Annotated in this window: 20 protein-coding genes and 1 tRNA gene; 17 read left to right on the plus strand and 4 right to left on the minus strand. The window is 48.9% G+C overall.

The genetic code is table 11. The annotated features are described in order from the left end of the window. Positions 1-88 precede the first annotated feature (88 nt). Both dnaN and dnaA read right to left on the minus strand, forming a co-directional pair. A complete protein-coding gene (gene dnaN / locus ACTHSX_RS05320) occupies positions 89-1192 on the minus strand; it encodes a DNA polymerase III subunit beta (RefSeq protein WP_003682174.1) in 1104 nt (367 codons plus the stop codon). 106 nt (positions 1193-1298) lie between these two features. After that, entirely contained in the window at positions 1299-2864 is a 1566-nt protein-coding gene (gene dnaA / locus ACTHSX_RS05325; protein ID WP_440376935.1) for a chromosomal replication initiator protein DnaA, read from the minus strand. Positions 2865-3183: 319 nt separating this feature from the next. Here dnaA and rpmH point away from each other — a divergent pair, with 319 nt between their 5' ends. From rpmH to yidC, 4 genes are all read left to right on the plus strand, one after another. Next, positions 3184-3318, plus strand: coding sequence for a 50S ribosomal protein L34 (gene rpmH / locus ACTHSX_RS05330; RefSeq protein WP_002214728.1), 135 nt, complete (start codon positions 3184-3186; stop codon positions 3316-3318). 2 nt (positions 3319-3320) lie between these two features. Next, positions 3321-3662 (plus strand): ribonuclease P protein component, encoded by a 342-nt coding sequence (rnpA, locus tag ACTHSX_RS05335; RefSeq protein ID WP_311460443.1) that lies wholly within the window; start codon positions 3321-3323, stop codon positions 3660-3662. Continuing rightward, entirely contained in the window at positions 3659-3880 is a 222-nt protein-coding gene (gene yidD, locus ACTHSX_RS05340) for a membrane protein insertion efficiency factor YidD (RefSeq protein WP_003682178.1), read from the plus strand. Before rnpA ends, yidD begins: the two co-directional genes overlap by 4 nt. Before the next feature lie 118 nt (positions 3881-3998). Beyond that, the gene (yidC, locus tag ACTHSX_RS05345; protein WP_440376934.1) at positions 3999-5645 is read left to right on the plus strand and encodes a membrane protein insertase YidC; all 1647 of its coding nucleotides are present in this window, start codon (positions 3999-4001) and stop codon (positions 5643-5645) included. 90 nt (positions 5646-5735) lie between these two features. Here yidC and ACTHSX_RS05350 read toward each other — a convergent pair whose 3' ends face one another. Continuing rightward, on the minus strand, positions 5736-6446 hold the full coding sequence (locus ACTHSX_RS05350; protein ID WP_440376933.1) for an SAM-dependent methyltransferase: 711 nt from the start codon (positions 6444-6446) through the stop codon (positions 5736-5738). A gap of 54 nt (positions 6447-6500) precedes the next feature. Beyond that, the gene (locus ACTHSX_RS05355; protein ID WP_254347305.1) at positions 6501-7091 is read right to left on the minus strand and encodes a Maf family protein; all 591 of its coding nucleotides are present in this window, start codon (positions 7089-7091) and stop codon (positions 6501-6503) included. A gap of 55 nt (positions 7092-7146) precedes the next feature. On the opposite strand from ACTHSX_RS05355, the gene ACTHSX_RS05360 reads away from it, so the two are divergent. From ACTHSX_RS05360 to ACTHSX_RS05420, 13 genes are all read left to right on the plus strand, one after another. Next, entirely contained in the window at positions 7147-7650 is a 504-nt protein-coding gene (locus ACTHSX_RS05360) for a YceD family protein (protein ID WP_371459791.1), read from the plus strand. Positions 7651-7683: 33 nt separating this feature from the next. Further along, entirely contained in the window at positions 7684-7863 is a 180-nt protein-coding gene (gene rpmF / locus ACTHSX_RS05365) for a 50S ribosomal protein L32 (RefSeq protein ID WP_002240035.1), read from the plus strand. A 92-nt stretch (positions 7864-7955) separates the two neighbouring features. Next, positions 7956-8480, plus strand: coding sequence for a phosphoribosyltransferase (locus tag ACTHSX_RS05370; RefSeq protein ID WP_371459790.1), 525 nt, complete (start codon positions 7956-7958; stop codon positions 8478-8480). A gap of 122 nt (positions 8481-8602) precedes the next feature. Next, the gene (gene plsX, locus ACTHSX_RS05375; RefSeq protein WP_440376932.1) at positions 8603-9673 is read left to right on the plus strand and encodes a phosphate acyltransferase PlsX; all 1071 of its coding nucleotides are present in this window, start codon (positions 8603-8605) and stop codon (positions 9671-9673) included. 152 nt (positions 9674-9825) lie between these two features. Next, a complete protein-coding gene (locus ACTHSX_RS05380) occupies positions 9826-10788 on the plus strand; it encodes a beta-ketoacyl-ACP synthase III (protein WP_049336364.1) in 963 nt (320 codons plus the stop codon). Positions 10789-10839: 51 nt separating this feature from the next. Next, on the plus strand, positions 10840-11187 hold the full coding sequence (locus ACTHSX_RS05385) for a DUF1294 domain-containing protein (protein ID WP_314511154.1): 348 nt from the start codon (positions 10840-10842) through the stop codon (positions 11185-11187). A 9-nt stretch (positions 11188-11196) separates the two neighbouring features. Further along, positions 11197-12123 (plus strand): ACP S-malonyltransferase, encoded by a 927-nt coding sequence (fabD, locus tag ACTHSX_RS05390; protein ID WP_440376931.1) that lies wholly within the window; start codon positions 11197-11199, stop codon positions 12121-12123. Positions 12124-12196: 73 nt separating this feature from the next. Further along, positions 12197-13198 (plus strand): hypothetical protein, encoded by a 1002-nt coding sequence (locus tag ACTHSX_RS05395; protein ID WP_440376930.1) that lies wholly within the window; start codon positions 12197-12199, stop codon positions 13196-13198. A 55-nt stretch (positions 13199-13253) separates the two neighbouring features. Then, positions 13254-14324 (plus strand): hypothetical protein, encoded by a 1071-nt coding sequence (locus ACTHSX_RS05400; protein ID WP_107724167.1) that lies wholly within the window; start codon positions 13254-13256, stop codon positions 14322-14324. Continuing rightward, positions 14317-15354, plus strand: coding sequence for a glycosyltransferase family 8 protein (locus tag ACTHSX_RS05405; RefSeq protein ID WP_440376929.1), 1038 nt, complete (start codon positions 14317-14319; stop codon positions 15352-15354). The genes ACTHSX_RS05400 and ACTHSX_RS05405 overlap by 8 nt, the downstream gene beginning before the upstream one ends. 44 nt (positions 15355-15398) lie before the next feature. Continuing rightward, positions 15399-16145, plus strand: a complete 747-nt coding sequence (fabG, locus tag ACTHSX_RS05410; protein WP_107724043.1) for a 3-oxoacyl-ACP reductase FabG — start codon at positions 15399-15401, stop codon at positions 16143-16145. Between the two features lie 264 nt (positions 16146-16409). Continuing rightward, entirely contained in the window at positions 16410-18392 is a 1983-nt protein-coding gene (locus tag ACTHSX_RS05415) for a cation:proton antiporter domain-containing protein (protein ID WP_440376928.1), read from the plus strand. Between the two features lie 69 nt (positions 18393-18461). Further along, positions 18462-18537 (plus strand) — tRNA-Val (locus tag ACTHSX_RS05420). Position 18538: the final 1 nt, after the last annotated feature.

Consider the following 18538-nt stretch of genomic DNA (forward strand, 5'->3'; position numbering starts at 1 on the left):
GAAAAACAATTTTCAGACGGCCTTTTGATTCAAGCATATAAAAAAGAGCGTGTACTGTACACGCTCTTTTTGTTTGTTCACACAACAATTAAATACGCATCGGCATTACGATGTATTTGAAGTTCGGATTGTTCGGCATAGTAAACAGCGTTGAACGATTGGCATCGCCGAAGGCAAGCTGCATATCGTCGGAGTGGATGTTACGCAACACATCCATCAGGTAGCCGATATTGAAACCGACTTCAAGTTCTCCGCCTTGGTAAGCGATTTCCAGCTCTTCGCGCGCTTCTTCCTGCTCGTTGTTGCTACATACGACACTCAGCAAACCAGGCTGCAGGAACAGTCGCGCGCCGCGGAATTTTTCATTGGCAAGAATGGCAGCACGTTCAAGCGCACCCAAAAGCTGGGTACGGGATACGAGGAAAATCTTGTCGTTATCCAAAGGAATCACGCGGTTAAAGTCAGGGAACTTGCCGTCGATGACTTTGCTGACAATCGTTGTGCCATTGCATTGGAAGCGTACTTGATTGTCCAAAAGCTCAACGGTGATGGACTCGGACGGATTGTTCAACAGCTTGAAGAGTTCCAATACCGTTTTGCGCGGCAGGATCACTTCCGTTTTCGGCAGTTCTGCTTCAATTTGGCTGGCCGCATAAGCAAGGCGGTGACCGTCGGTTGCAACAAGGCGCAGTTGGTTTCCTTCAACCTGCATCAGCAAGCCGTTGAGGTAATAGCGGATATCTTGAACCGCCATGCTGTATTGCACTTGCGAAAGCATGGTTTTGAAGGTTTCTTGAGTCAGTGAGAAAGTCGCGCTGACGTCGCTGCCGACATTCATCAACGGAAAATCTTCAGCCGGCAGGGTTTGCAGGGCAAAACGGGATTTGCCCGCGCGCAGAGTCAAACGGTTGTCCGCCCAATCCAGTGACACCAGCGCACTGTCAGGCAGGGCACGCAGGATGTCCTGGAATTTTTTAGCGTTGGTCGTAATACGGAAATCGCCTGCCTGACTTTCAGGGCCGGCGGTATTGATTTGGATTTCCAAGTCGGTTGCCAAAAGTTTGGTTTGTCCATCTTTGCTTTCCAGCAACACATTGGACAAAATCGGCAGAGTATGGCGACGTTCGACAATACCGGTAACGGCTTGCAACGGCTTGAGCAGACTGTCGCGATCGGCTTGTAAAATCAGCATGTTCCATTCCTTTGAATTTGAAATCGGTTGATTTGGATATTTTAAAATATTTTTTGTTTTCAGGCGGCCTCATATTGACATCAGGCCGTCTGAATATTGCATTAGGTCAGTTCTGAATCAAAATCAGCAGTTTTTCGTAGTCTTGCGCCAATTCGGGATCTTCTTCACGCAGTTTCGCCACCGCTTTGACGCCGTGCATCACAGTCGTGTGGTCGCGGCCGCCAAAGGCATCGCCGATAGAAGGCAGGCTGAGCGTGGTCAGCTCTTTGGTCAGGCTCATGGCAACTTGACGCGGACGGGCAATATTGCGCGTGCGTTTTTTGCCCAATATATCGCTGATTTTAATACGGTAGTATTTGGCTGTCGCATCGATAATGATGTCGGCGGTAATGACTTTGTGTTTCTCGGCAATAATATCCTGCAAAGCCGTACGCGCCAAATCCATATCGATGACAGGACGGTTCATAAAACGGCTGCTGGCGCTGACACGGTTGAACGCGCCTTCCAGCTCACGCACATTGGAGCGGATCAGATTGGCAATAAACAAAGCGGCTTCGTCTTCGATACTGATACCGGCTGCTTCTGCCTTTTTCTGCAAAATCGCCACGCGCATTTCCAATTCGGGCGGTTCGAGTTCCAAAGTCAAACCCCATGAGAAACGGGACTTGAGACGGTCGTCCATACCTTCGATTTTGGCAGGCAATACGTCGCACGTCAGGATCAGCTGTTTTTTCTCGTTGTGAAAATGGTTGTACAGGTAGAAGAATTCTTCCATCGTACGGTCTTTGCCTTTGATGAACTGAATATCGTCGATAATCAGCAGGTCATATTGTTTGTATTGTTGCTTGAACACATCATAAGTGTTGTTGCGCACAGCCTTCATAAAGCTGCGAATATAGTCGTCCGAGTGCATATAGCGCACTTTGGCATCAGGACGGTTTTTCAGCAATTCATTGCCGATGGCTTGCACCAAGTGGGTTTTACCCAAACCGGTACTGCCGTATAAGAAAAATGGGTTATAGCCCTGCCCCGGATTTTCAGCAATCGCTTGGGCGGCTGCGGCGGCAAGGCGGTTGCCCTTACCTTCTACCAAAGTTTCAAATGTATAGTCACGCGACAGATTGGTCTGTTCGTAGCGCGCTTCTTCCGCATCGTGTTGCGCGTCGGTTTTGGCTTTGGCAACTGCTTTAGACTCAGCCGAAGCAGCAGTTTGCACTTGAGGCTCATGCGGCAGGTTTTTCATGCGTTGCGCCAAAATCTCGGCAGCCGTCATGGCAGCGGCAGGTTTGGAAACCGTTTCAGACGGCCTGTCTTCTTGCGTCGCAGCAGTTTGCAAAGGCATTTGAACAGGCTCTACAAATTCTTCAACTTCAACGACTTCTTGCACTTGCACCGGCGCAACAGTCTGAGCCGCCATTTCATAATGCGTACCTACGCCCGGCTTAAACGCGAAAGCAGCCTGCTGAGGCACCAATTCGGCACGCACAGCATCAATTTTGGCGGCAAACTGGCTTTTGAGCATATTGCAGGCAAATTGGTTTTTACCATACACCACCCATACTCCGTTTTCTTCACCCACGGTCAAAGGCGCAATCCATTGCGCAAACTGCCCGGCAGGCAACATTTCGTGAAGGCGGCGAAGGCACAGCGGCCAAAATTCAGCTAACGTCATGAGATTAAGCTCGGAAAATGGAAGATTTGGGAAATACAAGAAGGCAGAGCAGACAGGCAATCCGATAAAAATCAAATTTTTACGATACTCCCGCTACTTTCAGACGGCCTTGCGCACAGAGAAAAGCAAGGTTGGGCGATTATACCCATTCCGCTCTTTTTTATCCACAACCGCCGCAAAATTTTATCCACAAATTCTATCAATGCATAAAACCCATTGTCACACTTTGGCCAACGAAAAGTTTTTATATTGATTGACAAAAGCAGCAAATTGGAGTGTAATTCACGGTTTAATTATCTACCAATTTTTAGGAAACATCATGAAACGCACTTATCAACCTTCCGTTACCAAACGCAAACGCACCCACGGCTTCTTGGTTCGCTCCAAAACCCGCGGTGGTCGCGCAGTATTGGCTGCCCGTCGCGCCAAAGGCCGCAAACGCCTGGCTGTATAATTTTGAATTACGGCTTCTCGAAGCAGTATCGCTTATTAAAAACGGATGATTTTTCATCCGTTTTTGCGTTGAAAAACCGACGCAGCCGCGATTTGCTGCAAGTCTCCCAGTCCGCAGACAACGCGCTTGGTCATCCGCGCCTTGGCTTGGTCGTCAGCAAAAAAACCGCCAAACGCGCCCATGAGCGCAATTACATGAAGCGCGTCATCCGCGACTGGTTCAGGCTGAATCAACACCAGCTGCCGCCGTATGATTTTGTTGTGCGCGTGCGTCAGGCGTTTAATCGGGAAACTGCTCCGGAAGCCCGAAACCAACTTGCCCAGCTGATGAAAAAACGCCGATGAACACCCTGCTTTCCAAGCTCCTCCTTGCACTCATCCGCTTTTACCAATACTGCATCAGCCCCCTCATTCCGCCGCGCTGCCGCTATACCCCGACCTGTTCACAATACGCGGTCGAAGCCGTCAAAAAATACGGCGCATTCAAAGGCGGATGGCTGGCAATCAAACGCATCGCACGATGCCATCCTTTCGGCGGACACGGACATGACCCTGTTCCATAATGCTGCTGTCAACCATTTAAAGAACACGATTTCCTTTAATTTCCCGTCGGTTTCTATATAATGCCGTCTGAAGCAGTTTTCATCTCGATTACCTATCCGTCAATTCCAGGAATCTCTTATGGATTTTAAAAGACTAATGGCGTTTTTTGCCATTTCAGTGGCAATCTTTGCCGGCTGGGAACATTTTTTCCCCAGCCCCAAACCTAATCCGGCGCAACAAGCCGCGCAACAGCAAACGGCTGCCGCTCCGGCAAAAGCCGCTGCCGAAGCCGCGCTTACCCCGGCCTCTCCTATTACCGTTACCACAGACACGGTTAAAGCCGTCATCGATGAGAAAAGCGGCGACCTGCGTCAGCTGACCCTCTTGCAATACAAAGCAACCGGCGACGAACACAAACCTTTCGTCCTGTTTAACGACGGCAAGGAATACACCTACGTTGCCCAATCCGAGCTTTTGGACGCACAAGGCAACAACGTTCTGAAAGGCATCAGCTTTACCGCTCCGCAAAAACAATACAGTTTGGAAGGTGACAAAGTTGAAGTCCGCCTGAGCGCACCTGAAACCAATGGCCTGAAAATCGACAAAGTTTATACTTTTACCAAAGGCAGCTACTTGGTTAACGTCCGCTTTGACATTACCAACAGCAACGGCCAACCTGTCAACCTAAGCGCAGACTACCGCATCGTTCGCGACCACAGCGAACCTGAAGGCCAAGGCTACTTTACCCGCTCTTACGTCGGCCCGGTGGTTTACACCCCTGAAGGCGACTTCCAAAAAGTCAGCTTCTCTGATTTGGACGACGATGCCAAATCCGGCAAATCCGAAGCCGAATATATCCGCAAAACCCCGACCGGCTGGCTCGGCATGATTGAACACCACTTCATGTCCACTTGGATTTTGCAGCCTAAAGACGGCCAAAGCGTATGCTCTGCAGGCGAATGCAACATCGACATCAAACGTCGCAACGACAACCTGTACAGCGCAAGCGTCAGCGTGCCTTTAGCCGCCATCCAAGCCGGCGCAAAAGCTGAAACCGCCATCAACCTGTATGCCGGTCCGCAAACCACTTCCGTTATCGCTAACATCGCCGACAAACTGCAACTGGCCAAAGACTATGGCAAAGTACACTGGTTCGCCTCACCGCTCTTTTGGCTCTTGAACCAACTGCATAACATCATCGGCAACTGGGGTTGGGCAATCATCGTCTTGACCATCATCGTCAAAGCCGTACTGTATCCATTGACCAACGCCTCTTACCGCTCTATGGCAAAAATGCGTGCCGCCGCACCTAAATTGCAAGCCATCAAAGAGAAATACGGCGATGACCGCATGGCGCAACAACAAGCCATGATGCAGCTTTATAAAGACGAGAAAATCAATCCGCTGGGCGGCTGTCTGCCTATGCTGTTGCAAATCCCCGTCTTCATCGGTCTGTATTGGGCATTGTTCGCCTCCGTAGAATTGCGCCAAGCGCCATGGTTGGGTTGGATTACCGACTTGAGCCGTCCGGATCCTTTCTACATCCTGCCTTTGATTATGGCGGTAACCATGTTTGCACAAACTTATCTGAATCCGCCATCAACCGACCCTATGCAGGCGAAAATGATGAAAATCATGCCTTTGGTTTTCTCCATCATGTTCTTCTTCTTCCCTGCCGGCTTGGTTCTGTACTGGGTAGTCAACAACCTCTTGACCATCGCCCAACAATGGCACATCAACCGCAGCATCGAAAAACAACGTGCCCAAGGCGAAGTCGTTTCTTGATAAAGGTTTAGGCAACACAAAGGCCGTCTGTTGTTCAGACGGCCTTTTTTATTTCCTCAAATACAGTTTGAGATTGAACCCAATACAGTTTTAAGCGGCATGCAACACAAAAATCGTCGGGCGTTTTTTCAAATTCGGCATTTCTTTTCTTTTTCGCCACTGCGCAATCGTCTGACTGATAATTTCCTGTGTCGGCAAGGTCAAGTCCGTAGCCACACACAAACGCGTTTCAGGATACAGGTTCTCCACCGCATCAGCCAACAACGCATCGTTGCGATACGGCGTTTCGATAAACAGCTGCGTTTCATTCTGCTGACGCGAACGTTGCTCCAAAGCCTTCAAACTCTGAATCCGCTCATTTTTTTCAGACGGCAAATAACCCTTAAACGCAAAGTTCTGCCCATTCGCACCCGAAGCCATCAGCGCCAGCAACAAGCTGGACGGGCCGACCAAAGGCCGTACTTCAAAACCGTGTTTATGCGCCAATGCCACCAAATTCGCGCCCGGATCGGCTACAGCCGGGCAACCTGCCTCACTGACAATACCCATGCTGCGTCCCTCTTGCAAAGGTTTCAGCAATTCCGGCAAAGTCTTCAAATCCGTGTGTTCATTCAACGTTTGCAGATTCAGCTCACGGATAGGCGTAGTCACGCCCAAATGCTTCAAATGCGCGCGCGCTGTTTTTTCCGCTTCTACGACAAAATCCGTCAGCCCGACAATCGCCTGTTGTTCATGCGGCAACAGGCATGGCGTATCAGGCGCACCCAAAGGGGTAGGAATCAAATACAAAATCGGTTTCATTCTTGCAACTCCAAAAAATCTCAGGCCGTCTGAACACATTCAGACGGCCTCAAACTATAAAACTTCCACACCTTCGTTTTTCAAAAAATCAATCAGACGGAAAATCGGAAGGCCGATCAAAGCATTCGGGTCCGTACTTTCAATCCGCTCCAACAAAGCGGCGCCCAAACCCTCGCTCTTCGCCGCACCGGCACAATAAACCGCATCCGGCTCGCGTGACAAATATCGGCTGATTTGTTCCTGCGTCAACTGGCGCATGGCAACCACCGTATGATCGACATGATACTGAACCTTACCCGTAGCAGTATTCAAAAGCACGATTGCGCTGTAAAATTCAATCCGTTTTCCGCTCAAGTCCGCCAGCATCTGTTGTGCATTTGCGACGTTCATCGGCTTGCCCAATTGCCGTCCTTCGCACCATGCGACTTGGTCTGCGCCGATAATCAGCGCGGCAGGAAAAGCTGCCGCCAATGAACGGGCTTTGCCTTCAGCCAAACGCAGCGCCGTCTCGCCTGCATGCTCGCCTGCAATAGGCGTTTCGTCAAAATCAGGCGATGCCGTCTGAAAATCGATACCCAAACGGCGAAGCTGTCCGCAGCGGAAAACCGAACTCGACCCTAAAACCAAAGGCAGTTTTACTTCCATATTTTTACTTAAAAACATTGACGTTAGACTGCCGAAATTATATCATACTCCGTTTATGTCATACCCTAATTTGATTGACCCAGAAGTTTTCGCCGCCGAAGGGCAGAATCTGCAAGGCAGCTTCCTGCTCGAAGAATTGGATGAACGAGTTAGTTCGCACGATTATCCGGCCGACAAACAGACACGCGTGTCGTTTACGCTGCAAGGCGGTCGCGACCGGCTGCAACGTCTGTTTCTCGATTTAAACGTCAAAGCCGACATGCCCCTGATTTGCCAGCGTTGCATTACGCCCATGCCGTTTCTGCTCGATGAAACCAGCCGTATCGTCCTGTTTGCCGATGAAGAGAGTTTGGACGAAGCCATGCTTGCCGATGAAGAATTGGAAGGCATGCTGCTCGAAAAAGAGCTTGACGTGCGGACTCTGGTTGAAGACCAAATCCTGATGTCGCTCCCTTTCTCCCCTCGACACGAAGACTGCGGCAACGATGGAACACTGGACGAAGTCAATCGGGACAAACCAAACCCCTTCGCTGTTTTAGCAGGTTTGAAAAGCAGTTAATTAGGACACAGTTTATTTATCTAGGAGCTTGAAATGGCCGTTCAACAAAACAAAAAATCCCCTTCTAAACGCGGTATGCACCGTTCACACGACGCTCTGACTGCGCCTTCTCTGTCTGTTGACAGCGCAACCGGCGAAGTGCATCGTCCACACCACATTTCTCCAAACGGTATGTACCGTGGCCGTAAAGTGGTAAAAGCTAAAGGCGAATAATCCGTTCGTCTGACTGAAAAAGCCAGAATATTGCCATGCAATGACTGGCTTTTTTGCATTGCACCCTGTATTTTCCTCTTCGGAAGCACACCATGAAACGTAAAATCTGGTACACCTACGACGACATCCACCGCGTAATCAAAGGATTGGCGGAAAAAATCCAAAACTCCGGCACAAAATACGATGCCATGATTGCCATTGGCGGCGGCGGTTTTATCCCTGCCCGCATGTTGCGCTGCTTCTTGGAAATTCCAATTTACGCCGTCACCACAGCCTACTACGACAGCGATAACGAAGGTCAAGTGACCGAGGAAGTGAAAAAAGTCCAATGGCTTGATCCCGTTCCCGATGTACTGAAAGGCAAAAACGTACTGGTTGTTGACGAAGTGGACGACAGCCGCGTTACCATGGAATTCTGCCTGAACGAATTGTTGAAAGAAGATTTCGGCACCATCGGCGTGGCAGTATTGCATGAAAAAATCAAAGCCAAAGTCGGCAAGATTCCCGAAGGCATCCCTTATTTCAGCGGCATTACCGTGGAAGACTGGTGGATCAACTATCCTTGGGACGCGCTAGACATCGACGAACACAACAAATTGGCCGTGCAAAACCAATAAATTTGGTACGACTATCGCAACAAGCCTTTTCATCTGATTTTCAATTCAATTTCCTGAAAATCAGATGAGCGTGCTTGTCCGATTGTTTGAGGCCGTCTGAAACACACAAACCGGAGAACAACATGATTACACTGGCCGTAGATGCCATGGGCGGAGATGCAGGCCTTGCGATTACCGTCCCCGGTGCAGTGGATTTCCTAAAACAACAATCCGACGTACATCTGATTATGGTCGGTGATGAAGCAGCAGTCCGCCAAGCATTAAACTCAGCAGGTGCGCCTATGGACCGCATCACCGTCTGCCATGCAGCGCAAGTCGTCGAAATGGATGAAGCGCCACAATCTGCGCTGAAAAATAAAAAAGAATCCTCCATGCGCATCGCCATCAACCAAGTTAAAGAAGGCAACGCGCAAGCCGCCGTATCGGCAGGCAATACCGGCGCACTAATGGCGACCGCCCGATTCGTCCTCAAAACCATTCCCGGCATTGAGCGCCCTGCCATCGCCAAATTCCTGCCATCCGACAGCGAACACGTTACGTTGGCCTTGGATTTGGGTGCCAACGTTGACTGTACGCCCGAACAACTGGTTCAATTTGCCATCATCGGCAGCGAGCTGGTACACGCACTACACCCTGAAAAAGGCAGCCCGCGCGTCGCCCTTTTGAACGTCGGCACAGAAGACATCAAGGGTACGGATGCCGTCAAACAAACCTTTAAACTGTTGAGCAGCAGCAAACTCAACTTCATCGGCAATATCGAAAGCAACAGCGTTTTGTATGGCGAAGCCGATGTCGTTGTCGCAGACGGTTTTGTCGGCAACGTTATGCTCAAAACCATCGAAGGCGCGGTTAAATTCATGAGCGGCGCCATCCGCCGTGAATTCCAAAGCACCCTGTTCAACAAACTTGCCGCCATTGCCGCCCTGCCCGCACTCAAAGGCTTGAAAGGCAAACTGGATCCGCGCAAATTTAACGGCGCCATCCTGCTTGGTTTACGCGGTATCGTGATTAAGAGCCACGGTGGAACCGACGAAGTCGGCTTCCGTTATGCTTTGGAAGAGGCCTACCACGAAGCCAAATCCGCCGGCCTCGCTCAAATCGAACAAGGCGTAGCCACCCAATTGGCTGCTTTGGAAGCCGCCAAAGCAGCAGCCGAACTGGAAGAAACCGCTGCTCCAACAACGGAAGCTTAAGGCTGATATACACAGGCCGTCTGAAACTCCAAAATGTTCAGACGGCCTGTTTTTATCTTTAATCACCGACTTCATTCTTAATATTGGGAATTTTCCCATTTTCGCTTACAATACCCGACTATCTGAATCAACTCTCTAAAAAGGCCGTTCTCATGCAATATGCCAAAATTTCCGGTACAGGCAGCTACCTTCCTGCCAACCGCGTCAGCAATGACGACCTTGCCAAAAAAGTGGACACTTCCGACGAGTGGATTACCACGCGTACAGGTATCAAATTTCGCCATATTGCAGACGACAGCGAAAAAACCAGCGATTTGGCCGCCGAGTCAGCGCGCCGCGCCTTGGCAGATGCCGGTTTGCAGGCTGACGATATCGACCTGATTATCGTCGCCACAGCTACCCCCGATATGCAGTTCCCTTCTACGGCAACCATCGTGCAGCAAAAATTGGGCATTGCCAACGGCTGCCCTGCCTTTGACGTACAAGCCGTGTGCGCCGGTTTTATGTATGCCCTGACCACTGCCAATGCCTACATCAAAAGTGGCATGGCGAAAAACGCTTTGGTTATCGGCGCTGAAACTTTCAGCCGCATCGTCGATTGGAACGACCGCACCACCTGCGTCCTCTTTGGTGACGGTGCGGGCGCGGTTGTCTTAAGTGCATCTGACGAACCGGGCATTATCCATAGCAAACTCAAAGCCGACGGCAACTACCTCAACCTTTTGAACGTCCCGGGACAAATTGCCAACGGCCAGATTTGCGGTTCGCCCTACATCAGCATGGACGGCCCCGGCGTATTCAAGTTTGCCGTCAAAATGCTGTCCAAAATCGCAGATGACGTTATCGAAGAAGCCGGTTATACCACCAATCAAATCGATTGGCTTGTGCCGCACCAAGCCAATAAGCGCATTATCGACTCTACCGCCAAACACTTGGGCTTGAGCATGGACAAAGTGATCCTGACCGTCCAAGATCACGGCAACACGTCCGCTGCCTCTATTCCGCTGGCACTGGATGTCGGTATTAAAAACGGCCAAATCAAACGCGGACAAAACCTCTTGCTCGAAGGCATCGGCGGCGGTTTTGCCTGGGGTGCGGTTTTGGTGAAATACTAACGGTTGGGCCGTCTGAACACCCCTTTCAGACGGCCTATTCTGCTCAAACCCATGAAATCCCTAACGTTTGCACTCTGCATCAGCAGCCTGTTTTTAAGCATAACGGCTGTAATATTGCCCAAACTGGCAATCGCCTATCTCGCACTGAGTGCATACGTTTTCCTGCTTTACTACCAAGACAAACAGCGCGCACGCAACCACGGCAGACGCATACCCGAAGCAAAATTGCATCTGCTCAACCTGCTTGGTGGCTGGACGGGCGGTTATTGCGGCAGCCTCGCATTCAGGCACAAAACCAGCAAACCCGGATTTGTCCGCACCTTCCGGCTGACCGCCGCAACCAATACTGTCGCCACCCTCCTTCTGCTGGCGGACACCCTCAAACATTCAAACCAATAAGGAATTACCATGTCTTTCGCATTCTTCTTTCCCGGACAAGGCTCACAAAGCCTAGGCATGATGAACGGCTTTGCCGAGCAAGCCATCGTTAAAGCCACATTTGACGAAGCTTCCGCCGTATTGGGTCAAGACCTGTGGGCAATGATTAACGGCGAAGATGCCGAATTAATCGGACAAACCGTCAACACCCAGCCCATCATGCTGGCTGCCGGTATTGCCACCTACCGCGCCTACTTGGAAGCCGGCGGTAAAATCCCTTCCGTTGTTGCAGGCCACAGCCTCGGCGAATACACCGCCCTCGTCGCTGCCGGCGCATTGGATTTCGCAGACGCGGTCAAACTCGTCCGCCTGCGTGCCGAACTCATGCAATCCGCCGTACCACAAGGCGTAGGCGCAATGGCCGCTATCTTGGGTTTGGAAGATGAACAAGTAAAAGCCATTTGTGCCGAAGCCGCACAAGGCGAAATCGTTGAAGCCGTAAACTTCAACTCCCCAGGCCAAGTCGTAATTGCCGGTAACACTGCCGCAGTCGAACGCGCCATGGCCGCCACCAAAGAAGCCGGAGCCAAACGCGCCCTGCCGCTACCTGTTTCCGTTCCTTCACATTGCAGCCTCATGAAGCCTGCAGCGGAAAAACTTGCCGAAGCACTGAAAGACATCACCATCAAACAACCGCAAATCCGCGTTATTCATAACGCCGATGTTGCCTCTTACGATGATGCCGACAAAATCAAAGATGCCTTGGTACGCCAACTGTACAGCCCGGTGCGCTGGACAGAAACCGTCAACGCACTTGTTTCCGAAGGCATCACCGAATCCGCCGAATGCGGCCCCGGCAAAGTCCTTGCAGGCCTCGCCAAACGCATCAATAAAGAAGCCGCGTGCAGCGCATTGACCAATGCCGATCAAGTGACTGCATTTATCGAAGCCCACTAAAATGTTTTCAGACGGCCTTATCCTGTCAGGCAAGGCCGTCTGAAAAATCAGCCCACTCCAATCCGAATACATTATGAAAAAAACCATTATTCTTGCCGTTCCCTACATGTACGGACTGGATCAATGTATCGAAAAAAATCTGCGTTTTCTTGGTTTTGATGTCATTAATCTGTGCTATGACGACCGAGATTCATATTACCCGAACTTGGGCAGCAGACTCAAAAACCTCTACCACAAACACATCACCAAAGACGGCAACTATAAAAAATACCTCAAATACAGCCGCCACCTCGACGACATTCAGCAAAAACTGGCCTCACTAAACGGCAAAAAAGCCGATTATGCGCTCTGTATCCGTGCCAATATTTACCCCAAAGAAATCATCGCCACCATCCGCGAACACAGCAATGTTTGTGTGAATTATCAATGGGATGGCGTAGGTCGTTTCCCAGACATTATTGAATATTTGGATTATTTTGACCAATGCTGGGTTTTCGACCCCGACGATATTCAAAAATATCCACAATGCCATTTCAAAGCCACCACCAATTTTTACTTTGACTTTCCCGTAGCGGAATATGCGCCCACCAACAAACTCTACTTTTTAGGCGGCTACGAACTCCGACGCGAAGAGCAAACCAAACGCTTTATCCAAGAAACCGAACGCCTCAACCTACCCTTGGATTTTCATATCTACTGCAAAGACGACAGGGCTGAAAAAGCCTTCGGACACAACGGCATCCGCTATCTCGATCGCAGCAGCATCCTCAGCTTTGAAGAAAACCTCAGCCAAGTGCAAAGTTGCGGCGCAGTTGTCGATTTTGCACAATTCGAACATTACGGCTTATCATTCCGTATCTTCGATGCATTGCGTTTCGATAAAAAACTGATTACCACCAACAAACATATCTTGGAAACCGACCTATACCACCCAGACCACGTATTCGTATGGGACGGCGGTAATTTAGACGCATTGCCTGAATTTTTGGCACGTCCGTATCAGCAACCTGCCCCTGAAATCAAAGCCTATTATTCGTTTACACAATGGCTAAACCGCCTGCTCGGCATTGATTAACCCTATTGCCTATGGCAAATACTCCTGCCTGACAAAATATTATATTGAATACATTATGAGTAAGAAAAAAGTCATTCTCGCCATGCCGGAACTCTTCAAAATCCACGAACTCATTATTGAGAACTTGGAGAAATGCGGATTTGAAGTACTGTCCCTGACCTATGAAGAAAAAGAGTTCAAATACAAAAATGTATTTCAACGGCTGAAAAAAATCTGGTATCGAAATATTCTTGGACAAAAAGACTTCAAAAAACGGACCATGTTCCGCGCCGTAGAAGAACGCCTCAATACCCTGTTAAGCGAACATCCCGAACAAGCGGATTATTGCTTCATGATTTGGCTGGGCGCATACCCGAAAGACTTCATCGCCAAGCTCAGAGCGCATTCAAAATTAATGGTGTATTACAACTGGGAAGCCCTGACCTTCTTAAAAGAAGACTTCGACAACATCGAATTTTTCGACAAATTTTACTTTTTCGATCCGTTTGACCAAGGCAAACACCCCGAATACGCCGAAAAACTCTTTCCAACCACCAGCTTCTACTTTGACAGCTTCAGGCCGTCTGAAAACCCGCAAAACAAAATCTTGTTTATCGGCTCGTACGCTGCCGACCGCAACAATGACATCCGTGCATTTTGCGAAGCTGCACGTTCAATCAGTTTAGAAATAGATTTCCGCTTGGCCAGTAAGAAAATCGAAGAAGAAAAAGCGGCTTTAGGCATTCCCGAAGTCGAGTTCTTCTCATTTGAAAACGCCCTCTCCTATCGTCAAAACTTAGAAGAAGCGGCCAAATCCTCTGTATTGGTAGATTTCCTCAACCGCAAGCACTACGGCCTCTCTTTGCGGATTTTCGAAGCGATTGGATTGGACAAAAAACTGATTACGACCAATCCGACCATCGTACATTACGATTTTTATCACCCGAACAATATGTTCTACTGGAATGGAAGCAACCTTGATGAACTCAAAGCCTTCCTGACCTTGCCGTATGTACCGCTTGCTCCCGGCCTGAAACACAAATACAGCTTCAGCAACTGGATCAGCTGCGCATTTGATATTGAACCGAATATCCCTATCAGATTACCTGAAATCAATAGAGAAGTTGTGGAGAATTTAAATGTTTGATAGAGAAAAATTAGTATTAGAAACTGTTCATATCCGCAAACGAGAATTTATTGAACAGCCGAGACATATTGTTTATGCAGCCGATCAAAACTATATCAAACACATCGGCACTGCGTTACTTTCTGTGCTGCAAAACAATACCAGTCCAATACATTTTCATTTGTTAGTTAGTGGTTCAGAAGGTTATGATTTTAATATTTTCGATCAAATTGAAACATCAAATCAAAACTACGCGATAAGCGTTTACCATTTAAATACAGAATACTTTTCTACCCTGCAGACTACCCATTATTTTACTATCGCTATGTATTACCGTATGAGTATCCCTTGCTTATTAAAAGGTATTACTCATACTGCGCTTTATTTAGATACTGATGTACTGTGCTTGGGCAACATTGATGATTTATTTGAAATCGACATTTCAAATTCTTTGATTGCTGCCGTACCTGATGCAATCTTATACAGAGCATATATAAAACAACTCAATCAATTTGGTTTTACAGATACTGAGCCTTATTTCAACTCTGGGGTCATTCTATTCAATATTGACAAATGGAATGATATGGCAATAGATAAAATTTTGTCTGAAACAATGCAAGCCGTAGAAAAACAGAATTTTAAACTCTCCTGTCCAGACCAAGATATTTTGAATTTAGCCTGTATAGGTCATGTACACTGGCTTTCAGAAAACTTTAACTGGATACATTGGCATCAAAAATACAGTGAATTAATCGACAATCCCAACAATATCCGCTTAGTCCATTTTGTTGGTCATATCAAACCGTGGCATCAATTAGGCTTCCACCCTGCATATGATCAATATTTTAAGAATTCCCCATGGAATAACGGATATCTAGAACAACCTCTATCAACTTGGTTGCCCTTTCCAAATCCTAAAAGGAAATTTAGACAAGCAGCCAAACGGCTTTGGAAACAAGGACAAAAAAAGCAAGCATGGGCATACTACAGAGAATATTTATTACGAAGAATCAACAAACGACGGTATCAAGCACCCTCCCCAGGTAAATAAGGCCGTCTGAAACCATTTTTCCAATCTCAATTAAGGAATAAAACATGAGTACACAAGATTTGAGCGGCAAAATCGCTTTAGTAACCGGCGCATCGCGCGGTATTGGTGCGGCGATTGCCGATACTTTGGCTGCGGCCGGTGCAAAAGTTATCGGTACAGCCACCAGTGAGAGCGGTGCGGCTGCAATCAGCGAACGCTTGGCACAGTGGGGCGGCGAAGGCCGTGCATTGAATTCTGCTGAACCTGAAACCATCGAAAACCTGATTGCCGACATCGAAAAAGAATTCGGCAAACTGGATATTTTGGTCAACAACGCCGGCATTACCCGTGACAACCTCCTGATGCGCATGAAAGAGGAAGAATGGGACGACATCATGCAGGTCAACCTCAAATCTGTGTTCCGTGCCTCCAAAGCCGTATTGCGCGGCATGATGAAACAGCGTACCGGCCGCATTATCAACATCACATCCGTTGTCGGCGTGATGGGCAATGCCGGTCAAACCAACTATGCGGCGGCAAAAGCAGGCTTAATCGGCTTCTCCAAATCTATGGCACGTGAAGTCGGCAGCCGCGGCATTACCGTCAACTGCGTCGCCCCCGGCTTTATCGACACCGATATGACCCGAGCCCTGCCGGAAGAAACCCGCAAAACCTTTGAAGCGCAAACTTCTTTGGGCAAATTCGGTGAAGCGCAAGATATTGCCGATGCAGTCTTGTTCTTGGCTTCTGATCAGGCAAAATACATTACCGGTCAGACACTTCATGTCAACGGCGGCATGTTGATGCCTTAAACCATTTATTTAAAGGCCGTCTGAATATTTCAGACGGCCTTTTTTGTCAATCAAAACACTACTTTACATTCTATCTTGATATAATCTTAATAATCCGTTAGATAACGCTCGAAACAGTAAGTCCAAATAAGCATGATACGGGAAATCAAATCGCAGAAATGAAGTTCGTTCTGTGCGTTTTTATTTGGGTTTGCTGTCGGTTTTCGACGTGTTTCAGACGGCCTATATAACAATAGCTACTTTTAACGAAAGGCCGCCCACTCTATGCACGAATTCTCCCTCGGTCCCATTGTCATTGTCCTATTGGTTTCCGTCATTACGGTTATCTACTGTCGCAAGTTCAACATTCCTTCCATGCTCGGTTATCTTTTGGTCGGTTTTATTGCCGGTCCGGGTATGTTCAAACTGATTCCGCAAAGCCACGCTACCGACTATTTGGGCGAAATCGGCATTGTGTTCTTGATGTTCAGCATCGGTCTCGAATTCTCCCTGCCCAAACTCAAAGCCATGCGCCGCCTCGTATTCGGCTTGGGTGGTTTGCAGGTCATCATTACCATGCTCTCGATTATGGGTATTTTGATGGCAATGGGCACGCCGTTTAACTGGGCGTTTGCCACTGCGGGCGCACTGACCATGTCGTCCACCGCCATCGTCAGCCGCATTCTGTCGGAGAAAACCGAGCTGGGTCAGCCACATGGTCAAATGGCTATGGGCGTTTTGCTGATGCAAGATATTGCCGTGGTACCGCTGATGATTCTGATTCCTGCACTTGCTGGCGGCAGCGAAGGCAACTTGTGGGTAGAGCTGGGCTTGGCCGGTTTGAAAATGTTGCTGACCTTGGGCATTTTGTTCGTTATCGGCAGCCGAGTGATGTCGCGCTGGTTCAGACTGGTTGCCAAACGCAAATCGTCCGAACTCTTCATGATCAACGTTTTGCTGGTTACTTTGGGCGTGGCCTATCTGACAGAGCTTGAAGGCCTGTCTATGGCATTGGGCGCATTCGTCGCCGGTATGTTGCTTTCCGAAACCGAATACCGTATTCAGGTGGAAGACGACATCCGTCCATTCCGCGACATCCTGCTGGGCTTCTTCTTCATTACCGTCGGTATGAAGCTCGATATTCAGGCACTGATCGGCAACTGGCAGCAAATCCTGATTTTGTTGGCAATCCTGTTGGTCTTGAAAGCACTGGTCGTCTTCATCATCGCTTTGCGCATGAAAAACCCTGTGGGCGACAGCCTCAAGAGTGCGCTTTATTTAGCGCAAGGCGGCGAGTTCGGCTTCGTGATGCTGGCCATTTCCAGCAAAATCAATATGGTTTCGCCCGAATTGGAACAAGCGGCCACTGCAGCCGTCTTGCTTTCCATGATTGCCGCGCCATTCATTTTGGGCAGCAGCGATGCCATCGTCAGCCGCTTCGTTAAATCTGACTGGGACATGAAAGCCTTGGACTTGCACTCCATGTTGGTGGAAACCATGAGCAAATCCGAACACGTCCTGATTATCGGTTTCGGACGCGGTGGTCAATCGGTTGCCCGTGTATTGGCGCAAGAAGGCATCCCCTACTTTGCCCTTGACTTGGACATTGCCCGCGTACAAGTGGCACGCAACGCAGGCGAACCGGTTTCCTTTGGCGATGCCAAACGCCGTGAAGTCTTGGAAGCCGCCGGCTTGGGACGCGCCAAAATGGTGGTCATCACGCTGAACAATATGCATGAAACCCAACATGTTCTCGGCAACATCATGTCTATGCATCCGAGCATGCCGGTTTATGTTCGAGCCACCAATGACGATTACGTCAAAACCTTTACCGAAATGGGTGCGGAAGAAACCGTCTCCGATACCAAAGAAACCAGCCTGGTGCTGGCAAGCTATGCCATGTTGGGCCACGGCCTCTCCTACAACCATGTTTATCAAACCATAACCCACATCCGTCACAGCCGCTATGCATCATTGCAAGACTTGTTTGTCGGCAGTGATGATGACAGCTTCTCCGATGAAGACAGCAAGGCCGTCTGCCGCCATGCCTTCCCATTGCAAGGCGAGGCACACGCCATCGGTAAAACCATCCGCGAATTGCCATTGGCAGCGCATTATTTAAAACTATTGTTTATCCGCCGCAATACCGGAAAAATCCAAGACCTTGACCCTGATTTCGTTCTGGAAACCGGCGATATTTTGGTTGTCGCAGGCAAGCAGGAAGAAATTATTTCCTTTGAAAACTGGTGTTTGCAGGGAGATATCTAATTATCGGCAAATAAATCTTGCGCGCATCAGGATTTTTTGGTTTAATAGCGTCTTCGCAATTTTGCGCATGGGTGATTAGCTCAGTTGGTAGAGCGTCTGCCTTACAAGCAGAATGTCGGCGGTTCGACTCCGTCATCACCCACCAA

Source organism: Neisseria sp. P0014.S002 (assembly GCF_051958295.1).
In the GTDB taxonomy this organism is placed as follows: domain Bacteria; phylum Pseudomonadota; class Gammaproteobacteria; order Burkholderiales; family Neisseriaceae; genus Neisseria; species Neisseria flavescens_B.